Below are 11,817 nucleotides of genomic sequence, written 5' to 3' on the forward strand. Positions count from 1 at the left end.
ATTGGATTTGGTTTCATCATATCGCACTACAGAACATTTGTAAACTAATTGATGAAATTTTGTTCAAGTAGTTGTTTTGCGGTAAATTGGTCGGTAATAAAATGATTGGCATAACCGCCTCGAAGTGCGCCATGAATCGCTTTTATTTTTCGTTCACCACCTGCGACAAGAATGGCTGTTTCTTTTTGCTTTAAATCTTGCAAGTCGATACCAATGGTTCGTTCGTCCATTTTCTCGTCAGCGATTTCGCCGCCAATTGTGAAAAATCGCGAACAAATATCGCCGACTGCTTTTTCTTTTAAGCGAGCCTTTTCTTGATCGGAAAAATAGCCTAGGCGGAAAAGCAGGGCCTCATCACGCACGGTTCCTACTGTAAAAATAGCGATATTGGCTTTTTTACCGAGTTCGATGATATTTTTTATATGGCGGTCTGCTTCTACCATTTGTTTAGCGAGTGGATTATCAAGGACTACAGGAAGTGGAAGTGATACTGGCGCGGTGTCATAAGCTGCACCGAATAACGCTAATGTTTCGGCCGCATACGTATTGACATCAGAATGACTCACACCACCTTTAAGTTGGACGACTTTTATTTCTGCTTTTAGCGGGGCTAGTTTTTGGGCAATTTTGTACATCGTTGTTCCCCAACTTACGCCAAGAATATCGCCATCATGGATAATTTCTTCTAAGTATTCAGCGGCACTTTGGCTGATTTGCTTGGTGATTTCGCTATAATCATTTGTTTGACTGAACGCAACGGTGACATTTTTAAGTTGGTATTTTTCTTTTAAAGCCACGGCCAGTTCTGTTAGGTTAGAAAATGGATCTTGGACTTCGATTTTGACGTACCCTTTTGTTTTCGCGTTTTGGAGTAATCTGGAAACGGTCGGTCTGGATACACCTAGGCGTGTGGCGATTTCTTGCTGACCTAGATCCGCCTGATAATAAAGTCTCGCAACCTCTACGCTGAGCTGTTCTTTCTGTTTATCCATTTCATCCCTCCATCGTTTTCTTTTTAGTATAACGTAACAGCGGGGATAGTTCGAGAGAGAAGATAAAAAAAAGACAGCCGCGGCTGTCTTTTTCCTATTAAAAGTCTTCTTCTATTTCTTCAAGCGGCGCGGCATATTCATAAATTCCTAACCGCCCAGTTTCGGCAACTTGATTCGCAAGTTCTTTTAAGGATAGCGTTTCACGGCTGAGGAATGCTTCTAATAAAAGCGGAATATTCACGCCTGCGACAAGTTCTACTGCATCAAAATTCCGAAGTAACCGAACGAGTACATTAAACGGAGTCCCACCTTTTAAATCAGTTAGAAATAAGATCCCTTCTGTTAGATCGAGTTTAGCTACTTCACTGGCAATTTTCGCCTGTAAATTTTCCGCGGATTCATTCACTTCAAAAGGAACAAAACTTGTATTTTCTTGTTTACCGCAAATCATTTCTGCAGATTGAATGAGTTCTTTTGCGGCATTTCCATGGGTACAAACAAAAATTGCTTTCATTTTTCAAACCGCCTTTTTAATAGTCTAACTGACGATAATATCTTCTGATTTCCATTGGGTGACAGTTAATTTTTTCCACGTGTACGTCAATGCGATTATTTACTGCGTGGATAATAAATGGTGATAACGCTCCTCTGAATTTGGCGGAAATACCCGGCATATCGTAATCTTTTGCATCAATGACTGTATAATTGGCACAGATTTGCGGAATGAAATTAACTACTCGCTCGCTTAAAGAACGCTGGCTATCTTCTGTCACATAAATGGTAACTGGTGTATCGCGTTCTACAATTTCAAACATGCCATGGAAAAACTCGTGAGACTCAATTGATTTTGTTTTAATCCAGTGTTGCTCTTCCCAATAACACATTGCGTAAGAATAGGTCGCACCCCACTGGTTCCCAGCACCAACGAAATAATGAATGTCGTCTTGATGATGTTTTAGCGCAAATTCTTGACCAAATTTATCCGCTGCTTTTTCTACTTCGACAATCCCTTCAGCAAAATGTTGATCCATTTCTTGATAGAACGCATCGTAATCTTCAAATTCGCCAGCTAAATACATAAAACGATCTGCTACCATGAAGAATTTTAATTGTTCATTTAACGGATAGGAGATTAAGTGATCTACTAAAGTCGCAAGTTCCGCTTCTGCTTTATCAATAAACCCAAATACCGTTGCGCCAATTTCATTACATTTTTTCACAGCATCTACCACTTCTTGCGTACTTCCAGTTACCGATGAAATGACTACAAGGGTATCTTTAGTAACACGTTTATTGCCTGTCGTTAGAAACACAGCAGCATTTTCATAAAAAGTTTCTAATGCCGTTTTTTCTTTCATATGCACCACTGCTTGCATGGCGGACGCGTATGTACCGCCAATTCCTAGCCAGCAAATATTACTAAAGCCGCGGTCATGTATTTGGTCAACTACTTCATTAATTTGCGGGCGTAATTTTAGCGCTCCTTCCATGTTTTCTCTCACTTTTTGTTCATCAAATTTTAGCACTATTCATTCCTACTTTCTTTGGTTAAATTTTGGATTTCGTTATTTGGTCAAATTCTGGAAAAGCGGATACTTCTAAATTAATTCCTTTTTTCTTGGAAATTTCAAAGGATAATAAATGAACCGGAATAGTCATAAACAGCGGTGTCAGAAGTTCTGCTGCCCGCACACCGAGTAATAAATCATCTGTCTTTTCCCCGCCTGCATCCGCATAAAATGTTCGGATTTTCTTTACATGGCCTTGTAAAAATTGTTTTAATTTTTCTGCGCGGTCTTCTAGTAAGCCTTGAGGTTCAAGGAAGATAATATAGTCTTGCTCGGATAAACCTATATAAGGTCCGTGCATATATTCTTCTAACTCCTTACCAAAAGCTGTAATCCGGATGGTTTCTGTTACTTTTGTTTCTCCTTCGCGCGCTACACCATAAGCAGCGCCGTATCCTATGAAGAAAACTCGTTCCGCTTCCATCAATTCCTGTGTATGCGCGTCTACCCAAGCTGCTGATTTCTCTACCACTTTTGGTAAATTAGCGGTAATTTTTTTCAATTCTGCAATTTCCGCTTGATATTCTTCTTCCAACATTTTCTCTTGTAAAAGGGCTAGCTCAAGCGCCATTAAATTCAACATGAGAATGGTTGCGCTATAGCCAAGCGTGACATATGGCATCTCTTCTATCCCCATCCCGAGATCAATTGCCCGCGTACTTTCTTTCGCAATCGGGCTTGTTAAGTCGCTCGTTAAAGTGAAAACAATGCCACCTTGACGCTCAATTTCTTTTACGAGATGAATAGTGGAATAACTGTGCCCACCTTGTGATATAGCGATGTATAAGGTGTTTTTGTTTAAGTGAAGCATGTAATTTCCTGCAGTAGACGGTTCTTCCACATATACGGGAATAGCGAGTTTATCCGACATATATAACTGCGCTGCGAATGCTGCATTAGAACTAGAACCTGTTGCAAAAATAACAATTGCTTGATAGTCCACTTTCTCCATTTGAATGACCTTTTGTAAAAGATCTTTTCGACTTCGGATGATATTTTCATAAACGCTTTGTTCCGACCGGATATAATAATCCATGTTTTTCATTTTTTCACCTACTTATTTTAATAAACCTGTGAACGCTCCTAAAATTCCAATTCCTGCGATTAATAAAAGAATCCAATGTGCTTTTAGTCCTTTTTTATCTAACCAGAAAATAAAGAAGGTGAAGCCAAGTGCTAGGATTCCTGGGACGATACCGTCAAAAACACTTTGAATCGTTACTGCATCATCACCAGAGCCAAATTTCATTGGCATGTTAATGTTCACCATCGTGGCGACCATTGCACCAACTACGGCCAGCCCGATAACCGAAGCACCATAAGACAGTTTATCCATTAATCCAGTTTTTTGAATTTTTTCGATAAAATTAGCTCCGATATTGTAGCCAATAAATAATCCATAATAACGAGTCAGAATAGCTGGAATATTGAAAATAAGAAGGAACAAAATCGGCCCTAACATATTTCCTTGAAGTGCTAAGGAAGTTCCAATACCTGTAGCGATAACGCGTAAAGTTCCCCAGAAGAACGAATCTCCAATCCCACTCAGCGGTCCCATTAACGCTACTTTTATATTATTGATGGAGTCTGTGTCAAAATCTTTATCTTTCGCAGATTGTTCCTCCATCGCAATCGAAATCCCTAGCGGAAAAGTGGAAAGCCACGGTGTTACGTTATAAAATTCTAAATGCCTTTGATAAGAAGAAATTCGTTTATCTTTATCATTTTTAAAAATTTTGTTTAAGGCTGGTAGCATGGAAAATCCATAACCGAGATTGGATTGTCGTTCGTAGTTCCATGACCATTCCATCGTGAACGAGCGCCAGAAAACTTTCATTAAGTCTTTTTTTGTTAATACGTCAGAACTCTTCATCTTCATAATTTATACCTCCATCATTCGCAAGTGCTGGCTCTGTATTCGAATTCTTTGGACCATTGTCATTTTTAAGCGTTGCATAACCTGTTAAAATTAGCGCTAAACATGCAGCGAAAATCGCTACGCCTGTTACAGGAACTTTTAAATAAACAGCTAATGCGAAGCCAAATACGAAAAATACGGCATTCTTCTTATTGACCATTAATTTGAGAAGTAAAGCAAAACCATATGCTGGCAGTAAACCTGTCGCAATTCCAAGTCCTGTTATAACGAAAGCCGGGATGGCATCAAGTACGTTTTGGATGACTGGGCTTCCGACTAGATAGGACGTTGCGACAATAATACCAATTGGTAAGTTGATCGATAAAAATCCGCCGAGCAGTTGCATTCGACTGATTCCTCGTGAATTACCCTCGAGTGCGTATTTATCTGCTTTATGAACAAAGTAAGGTAATACGAAAATGAAGCATAGATTTTTAACGACAAGTACAAGGGAAGCAATCGGAATTCCAAGTGCTAATGCTACCGCTGTGCTCTCGCCAGTCGAAATCGCAAAGGCTGTTCCTAGTATACTTCCTGAAATAATTTCTGGAGGAATAGATGCTCCGATAGAAAATGATCCTACAAAAGCTAATTCCAAAGTTGCTCCCATAATAATCCCCATTTGTACATCACCCATGATAAGTCCGGCGAGTGTACATGTTACCAGTGGTCTTGATAGCATCGATGAACCAAATAAATATTCTCCATTTGCAAGCATTGCTGCAAGTGCAAGCAAAATCGCTGTTCCAAACTGTTCCATAATTTATCCCTTCTTTCGTCTTTTATGCTTCAAAGGTTACTTTTTTCTCGTTAGGCACTTGTTGCATAAATACATCTACATTTTCTTTTTGAAGTTCTTTTAACTTCGCTACTTCTTCAGGTGTTAAATTGATTGCTTTGGAAAAATTAGCTGTTCCTTCTCGTTGCTTTGTTCCGCCTAGATTTAACATCGGGATTTTACCATTCGTACCATGGATTAATTTGTAAGCGTCTTCAACTGATTCGACAACAATAAGCATGTTGTATTTGTCAGTGACGCCGGAATTAATCGCTTCGATACTTTCATCGATACTTTTCATGACTAGTTTTGCCGCCTCGGGTTTAGCAAGACGTATTGCCGACTTACGGAAATCGTCCGCCGCTACCCCATCATTTGCCACTAAAATTGTATTTACATCTAAAGCATTAAACCAAGACACAGCTACTTGTCCATGTAGTAAACGATGGTCCACTCTTAGAAATTGAATCATTTTTTCTTCCTCCTTCGTATTAGTTAAAATCAACTACATATTTGGTCGACTCAGCATCTTCATAATGATATTGGATGGCAATTGGCATCTCGTTTTCTGCATAAAAGACACTACTCAATTTGAAAACAGGATCATTTTCGTCTATATGCATATTTTTGATTTGCTCATTCCCAGCTAAAATAAGTTGAAGTTCCTGCTCAAGCTCAAATAATTTATATTTACCTGAATTAACAAGCTCAATAATATTAATAATTTGAAAATCCTTTGCTTGTAAATCAGGGTATAAACTTAACGGTAAAATTAAGCGATCTAGTGTGACACCATGCTCACTTTTTTGGACAAACTTGATAGAATACACAAGTTCATTCTCTTTTATACCAAACTTCTCTGCGTAAAATTTCCCAGCTTTACGGATGTAAAAGTCTTTAATGTCTTTTTTTAGATTTTCATTGGTATCGGTTTTCATAACACCTGTCATTTCTAAAATGTTCTGAGCTGTTAGTTTTGGTTGAACGTATAGCCCAACACCGTTTTTACGAACAACTAAACCTTCTTCGACTAATAGATCTACCGCGCGGCGAATCGTTGTCCGACTGCTAGAAAAAATTTCTTGCAAGGCTGTTTCGTTCGGCATTAGCATTCCCGGCTTATATTCATCGCGATTAATACTATCTTTTATTTCTGAAGCTATTACTTCAAAAAGTGGCTTTTTAGCTCCCATTTCACTCATCCTCCAAGTAATCAAATATGTTTTTCGCATTGATTTTGTATTTGATTTGATTACCAATTAGATATTGTTTACTGTACTCAAAAGGTTCATCATTTTGATCAAATGCTTTACTTACTACTTCAAAAAGTGGCGTGTTTAGTGGTACCTTTAATGCTTCTGCTAGCTTTTCATTCGCTGATACAAAGCGCAATTCTTCGCGCCCGTAGGTAGGTTTAATAGCAAACTGCTTTTCTAACACATTGTATAACGAGGAATTATTTAAATCGATTTTCTCAATACCAGCAAATCTCGTGCTATCAATAAAAGATATTTCATAGGAAAACGGCTTATTATCAACTATTCTTCGCCGAACCAATTTAAACACCGGCTTATCTTCACTTAAGTTTAAAAAGTGGTTCACCTCGTCTTTGCCGGCTACTATTTCTTGTGACATTACTTCTACTTTTTGTTCTCCCGGCAATTGGCTGCTCATGGAATTCATTTGCAATATATTGATTGTTTGCTTTTGATTGATTTCGATTCCTTTTCGGTTTCTTTTTTGGATGACCGCTTCTTTTTCAAGGGTATCAAGTGACCGTCTGAGTGTAGTTCTACTGACACCTAGTTCGTTTTCAAGCGCACGTTCTGATGGGAAACTTGTTTCTCCGGCTGCTACTTTTTTTTGGATAAGCTGTCTTAGTTGTTCTTCACTTTGCACTGCTGGCGACAAGTCTTTATATTCCATATTTCCACCTCTTTTTTCAAATCATCTATCTATTTCACTTTTTAAAAAGATACAGCTTCAAACATTTTTAATACCACTTCATTGTAAACGGTTGCATTTTGTTTGTCAATAGTCTTTTTACATAAAAAAAAGCATGAGTCAGATTTTTCCATCCAACTCATGCTCCATTTGATTATTTAGTTGTAGGTAGTGCTCCAACTACTGGGTGCGGGATATATAATTCTTCTAGATAGTTAACTTCCGCTGCCGTTAATTGAATATTTAGCGCCTCTACCGCGCTTTCCAGATGACTTTCTTTTTGTGCACCGATGATTGGCGAAGTGATTTCATCTTTATTTAATAGCCACGCTAAAGCAATCTTATCTCGAGATACTTGATGCGTTTCCGCAAGTTCAGCCACACGTTCAATAATACCTCTATCTGCATTCATCATGTCATCGTATTTGGATTTTTGAACTGGATCCGTTTCGGAACGATTGGTTGTTTCATTCAAATCTCGCGTTAATCGTCCTGATGCTAGCGGGCTGTATGGCGTAATCGCAATTTTTTCATCGCGACAAAACGGAATCATTTCTCGCTCTTCTTCCCGGTAAATCATATTATAATGATTTTGCATGGAAACGAATTTTGTCCAACCGTTTCTTTCTGCGACGCGTTGTGCTTTTTGAAACTGCCAAGCATACATCGCACTCGCTCCAATGTAACGCGCTTTCCCGGACTTAACGACATCGTGTAAGGCTTCCATTGTTTCTTCGATTGGCGTATTTTCATCAAAACGGTGAATGATATATAAATCTACATAATCCGTTTCTAAGCGTTTTAAACTATGGTCGATTTCGCTCAAAATAGTTTTCCTGGATAAACCACCACTATTCGGGCGATCCGGGCGCATTGTTTGTTGCACCTTGGTTGCTAACACAACATCATCGCGGTTAGCATAGTCTTTTAGTGCACGTCCAACGATTTTTTCACTTTCACCGTAAGAATAAATATTCGCCGTATCAAAGAAATTTATGCCTAAATCGAGTGCTTTTTTTATGATAGGGCGACTGTTCGCTTCGTTCAAAACCCATTTATGAATCCATTTGTCTTTATCACCGAACCCCATTGTCCCTAAACAGATTTTCGAAACATCCATGCCAGTGTTGCCAAATTTAACATATTCCATTCAAAACCCTCCTAGTTAATTTCTAGTACTATTACAGCATAAACCTTGAAGTCCACTCCAAGTCAACCTTTAACTATAAAAAAATCTCTCGGGAAATCCGAGAGATTTTTAACGTTTTAATAAAATTGGTCAGGTAGTAAAGTTTCGCCGAGTTTGATGTTATCACGGTAATCAATTGGAATATCTACAACGACGGGACCTTCTGTTTCAAGGGCTTCTTTTAACACATCACTAAGTTCTGACGGTTTAGTTACGCGAAGCCCTTTTGCACCGAAGCTTTCGGCGAATTTAACAATATCGACATCACCAAAACGAACTGCTGCTTCTTTGCCGTATTTCATTTTTTGTTGGAAGGCGACCATGTCATAGCTACCGTCATTCCATACAAGGTGCACAAGTGGCGCACGCAAGCGGACAGCTGTTTCTAATTCCATGGCAGAAAATAGGAAGCCACCGTCACCAGAAATCGAAACCACTTTTTCACCCGGATGTACGAGTGTTGCAGCAATCCCCCAAGGAAGCGCGACACCAAGCGTTTGCATACCGTTACTGAAAAGCAGACGGCGTGGTTCATAGGACCGGAAATGACGTGCCATCCAAATATAATGTGAACCAACGTCGACTGTCACAGTTACGTTGTCATCAATTGCCGAACGCAGCGTTTGAATGACCGACAACGGATGTACTCGGTTAGTTTCATCACTTTCTGGTGGAACATCTCGCTCTTCTAGTTGAGCATGAAGTTCTTTTAAGGTTTCAAGTTCTTTTTCCGCTAATTCTAAACCGCTGAATTTCGCATTCACTCGGTCTAAAGTAAGCGCGATGTTTCCGACTAATTCTGTCACAGGTTGATAGTAGTGGTCAATATCTGCTCGGATGTCATCTAAATGTACAATCGTTCTATCACCCGAAGCATTCCAAGCTTTTGGATCATATTCAATTGGATCGTAACCTACTGTAATAACTAAATCAGCTTTATTTAGCAAAATATCCCCTGGTTGGTTGCGGAAGAGACCTACACGCCCAAAGAAATTATCTTCTAAATCACGTGAGATGACACCAGCTGCTTGGAAGGTTTCTACAACTGGGATGCTTGTTTTTTGGAGTAGGCGACGAATCGCACCAGTTACTTCCGGGCTAGATGCTCGCATACCTAATAGCAATACTGGTAATTTCGCTTTTTTCAAACGAGTAACGAGTTTCGCAACTTGTTCTTTGGAAGCTGGACCATTTTCTGGTTTAGCAAGTGGACGAATCGCTTTTACTGGTACGTTTGGTTCATTCACGATATCTTGTGGCAAACTGACAAAAGCAGCGCCTTGGTTTGGTTCTGCCGCCGAGCGAAAAGCGTTAGTGATTGCTTCCGGGATACTTTCAGCGTGAACTACTTCTTCGCTATATTTTGTAATTGGACGGAAAAGTGCTGCATTATCCATTGATTGATGGGTTTTTTTAAGGCGGTCTTGCCTGGTTACATTTCCAGCTATCGCAACGACTGGATCTCCTTCAGCAGTTGCTGTTACAAGTCCAGTGGCAAGGTTCGATGCGCCGGGTCCACTAGTTACAAGTACAACACCAGGTTTTCCGGTTAGACGACCGATAGCGGCAGCCATAAACGCCGCATTTTGTTCATGACGACTGACAATTAATTCTGGTCCACGTTCTTCCATCACATCGAAAACTTTATCAATTTTTGCTCCTGGAATCCCGAATACATGCGTAACACCTTGATTAATTAAGCTGTCTACAACTAAATCCGCTCCTGATTTTCCTTGTGTTATTACTTTTTCTTGGTCTTTTTCTAGTTTCGCCATCGTTATCATCCTTTTGTTATATAAATTATTTAAATTTTAATAGTACAGATTTTATAAAAACCTCATTTACAAGACTAATTATACTACTCAAAAGAATTTTTGCAAGGTTACTGACTCAAAAACTGTTATACAATTATATAAAAACTGTTATACAAAAAAAGAAGGACTTAGATAAACTAAGTCCTTTCTGGTATTTATTCTTGTGAAGCGCGGAATTCATCGTATTGTTTTTGCATTTCTTTCATTACTTTTTTCATACCTGCATCATTTAACTTCGCTTTGAATTTTTCCGTATATTCAACAGGATCAACGGTTCCTGTAAGAAGTGCCGGCGCAAATTCATTACACACATTGGTAATCGACGCTATTTCAGTTCGAACTTTAGAGGAGTCAAAATAGAAACCTAAGCCCGGTGATGCGACTGATTTTCTATTGAACTCTTTAAATTGATCCCATTTATCTGCTGGCTCATCTTCATATAATTTTAGAATGAAGTGATTTCCAAGCGCATACGTTGGCATGCTGTAACGTTCCACACGTGCTGGTAGATCTTGAATTTTACCGTCATCTAACTCTTTATAATGGGTTCCTTCAATTCCTTTATCAACTAAATTACGTAAATATTCATCCGTGTTAAGTAAATCAAGGAATTTCACTGCTTCTTCCGGGTGTTGGCTCGTAACAGAAACAGCTTGAATCGCACCAGTTACAGAGTTATTTTTGATGATAGGAGTTTCAGCAATTGGCTGTGTGACTACTTTATATTTGCCGCCTGTATTTTTATCCCAAATATTTTCTGCATATGGTTGGTATTTTTCGATTCGCACAAACCAGTTTTCTTTATCGTATGACCACGGATCTGTGGAGGTTGCGATATCTTTTGTGACATATCCTTTTTGGTAGAAGCTATGAAGCGATTTTAGGATATCTAATGTTTCGGGTTGCTCATAGAAGTTGACGATTTTGCCAGTGTCTTCATATTGATTTACTGCAAAAGGAAGAGGTACTGCATTATCAATCAAATAGTCATATGGGAAAGCTGGCTTAAAGTCTTTGTTCCCGCCGATTGGTGTGATACTTGGTTCGTTTTCTTTAATTGTTTTTAACATTGGTTCTAAATCGCTAAAGTTTTTTACTTTCGTTACGTCCATTTTATATTTATCGACAAGATTTTTGTTAAAAACGTATACTTGTTGCTCGCCGACTTCTTTGTTCGAAGGAACACCGTAAATGTTTCCGTCAATGGTTGCACCTTCCCAAAGTACATCATTTAACTCGGCTTTCATATTCTTGCCTTCTTTATCTAGATATTTATTTAATGGCAAGAATGCGCCTTTTTGTGAGTAAGAAACGAATTCTCCCGCTGCAGAGTAAGCAATATCAAAGTTTTCTCCGGAGTTAATAACGGTTTGCATCCGTTTACCGTAGTCGCCCCAGTCAATTTGTGTCATTTCTACTTTGACGCCAATTTTTTCTTCTGTATATTTATTTACTTCTTTCATTACTTCTTCCGTGTCTTTTTGTGGCGTTCCAATCATGTACCATTTCAGTGTCGGAACTTCATTTGCGTCTGCCTTCTCATCGCTTCCGCACGCGCTTAAACCTAGTAGCAAGCAGAGTGATGCGATGATTACTCCCCATTTCTTCTTCATT

Annotated in this window: 12 protein-coding genes; all 12 read right to left on the minus strand. The window is 39.0% G+C overall.

Annotation, left to right across the window (positions count from 1 at the left end):
• Positions 1-44: 44 nt before the first annotated feature.
• Positions 45-992, minus strand: coding sequence for a DNA-binding transcriptional repressor DeoR (locus tag GL301_RS10210; RefSeq protein ID WP_003727973.1), 948 nt, complete (start codon positions 990-992; stop codon positions 45-47).
• 97 nt (positions 993-1,089) lie between these two features.
• A complete protein-coding gene (locus GL301_RS10215) occupies positions 1,090-1,506 on the minus strand; it encodes a PTS sugar transporter subunit IIA (protein ID WP_003730809.1) in 417 nt (138 codons plus the stop codon).
• Between the two features lie 16 nt (positions 1,507-1,522).
• A complete protein-coding gene (locus GL301_RS10220) occupies positions 1,523-2,518 on the minus strand; it encodes an SIS domain-containing protein (protein WP_003734406.1) in 996 nt (331 codons plus the stop codon).
• Positions 2,519-2,540: 22 nt separating this feature from the next.
• Positions 2,541-3,605: an SIS domain-containing protein gene (locus tag GL301_RS10225; RefSeq protein WP_014929240.1), complete on the minus strand. Its 1,065-nt coding sequence runs from the start codon at positions 3,603-3,605 to the stop codon at positions 2,541-2,543.
• A gap of 12 nt (positions 3,606-3,617) precedes the next feature.
• Entirely contained in the window at positions 3,618-4,439 is an 822-nt protein-coding gene (locus GL301_RS10230; RefSeq protein ID WP_003723163.1) for a PTS system mannose/fructose/sorbose family transporter subunit IID, read from the minus strand.
• Positions 4,420-5,238, minus strand: a complete 819-nt coding sequence (locus GL301_RS10235) for a PTS mannose/fructose/sorbose/N-acetylgalactosamine transporter subunit IIC (RefSeq protein ID WP_003726574.1) — start codon at positions 5,236-5,238, stop codon at positions 4,420-4,422. The genes GL301_RS10230 and GL301_RS10235 overlap by 20 nt, the downstream gene beginning before the upstream one ends.
• Positions 5,239-5,260: 22 nt before the next feature.
• Positions 5,261-5,728, minus strand: coding sequence for a PTS sugar transporter subunit IIB (locus GL301_RS10240; protein ID WP_003726575.1), 468 nt, complete (start codon positions 5,726-5,728; stop codon positions 5,261-5,263).
• A 19-nt stretch (positions 5,729-5,747) separates the two neighbouring features.
• Positions 5,748-6,449: a GntR family transcriptional regulator gene (locus GL301_RS10245; protein ID WP_003740646.1), complete on the minus strand. Its 702-nt coding sequence runs from the start codon at positions 6,447-6,449 to the stop codon at positions 5,748-5,750.
• A gap of 1 nt (position 6,450) precedes the next feature.
• Complete coding sequence (locus GL301_RS10250) at positions 6,451-7,182, minus strand: GntR family transcriptional regulator (protein ID WP_274758689.1); 732 nt, start codon at positions 7,180-7,182, stop codon at positions 6,451-6,453.
• A gap of 172 nt (positions 7,183-7,354) precedes the next feature.
• A complete protein-coding gene (locus GL301_RS10255) occupies positions 7,355-8,350 on the minus strand; it encodes an aldo/keto reductase (RefSeq protein WP_003727966.1) in 996 nt (331 codons plus the stop codon).
• Positions 8,351-8,466: 116 nt separating this feature from the next.
• Positions 8,467-10,164 carry an acetolactate synthase AlsS gene (gene alsS, locus GL301_RS10260; RefSeq protein ID WP_010958979.1) on the minus strand — a complete coding sequence of 566 codons (1,698 nt, stop codon included), beginning with the start codon at positions 10,162-10,164 and terminating at the stop codon, positions 8,467-8,469.
• Between the two features lie 194 nt (positions 10,165-10,358).
• Positions 10,359-11,816 carry an ABC transporter substrate-binding protein gene (locus GL301_RS10265; RefSeq protein ID WP_003725758.1) on the minus strand — a complete coding sequence of 486 codons (1,458 nt, stop codon included), beginning with the start codon at positions 11,814-11,816 and terminating at the stop codon, positions 10,359-10,361.
• Position 11,817 lies beyond the last annotated feature (1 nt).

The sequence above is a fragment of the Listeria sp. LM90SB2 genome (assembly GCF_028867355.1).
GTDB lineage: Bacteria > Bacillota > Bacilli > Lactobacillales > Listeriaceae > Listeria > Listeria monocytogenes_B.

What these genes read in the sequence shown, in the direction of transcription:
- GL301_RS10210 (WP_003727973.1), bottom strand. Translation starts at nt 992, where the DNA reads ATGGATAAACAGAAAGAACAGCTCAGCGTAGAGGTTGCGAGACTTTAT.
- GL301_RS10215 (WP_003730809.1), bottom strand. Translation starts at nt 1,506, where the DNA reads ATGAAAGCAATTTTTGTTTGTACCCATGGAAATGCCGCAAAAGAACTC.
- GL301_RS10225 (WP_014929240.1), bottom strand. Translation starts at nt 3,605, where the DNA reads ATGAAAAACATGGATTATTATATCCGGTCGGAACAAAGCGTTTATGAA.
- GL301_RS10230 (WP_003723163.1), bottom strand. Translation starts at nt 4,439, where the DNA reads ATGAAGATGAAGAGTTCTGACGTATTAACAAAAAAAGACTTAATGAAA.
- GL301_RS10235 (WP_003726574.1), bottom strand. Translation starts at nt 5,238, where the DNA reads ATGGAACAGTTTGGAACAGCGATTTTGCTTGCACTTGCAGCAATGCTT.
- GL301_RS10240 (WP_003726575.1), bottom strand. Translation starts at nt 5,728, where the DNA reads ATGATTCAATTTCTAAGAGTGGACCATCGTTTACTACATGGACAAGTA.
- GL301_RS10245 (WP_003740646.1), bottom strand. Translation starts at nt 6,449, where the DNA reads ATGGGAGCTAAAAAGCCACTTTTTGAAGTAATAGCTTCAGAAATAAAA.
- GL301_RS10250 (WP_274758689.1), bottom strand. Translation starts at nt 7,182, where the DNA reads ATGGAATATAAAGACTTGTCGCCAGCAGTGCAAAGTGAAGAACAACTA.
- GL301_RS10255 (WP_003727966.1), bottom strand. Translation starts at nt 8,350, where the DNA reads ATGGAATATGTTAAATTTGGCAACACTGGCATGGATGTTTCGAAAATC.
- alsS (WP_010958979.1), bottom strand. Translation starts at nt 10,164, where the DNA reads ATGGCGAAACTAGAAAAAGACCAAGAAAAAGTAATAACACAAGGAAAA.
- GL301_RS10265 (WP_003725758.1), bottom strand. Translation starts at nt 11,816, where the DNA reads ATGAAGAAGAAATGGGGAGTAATCATCGCATCACTCTGCTTGCTACTA.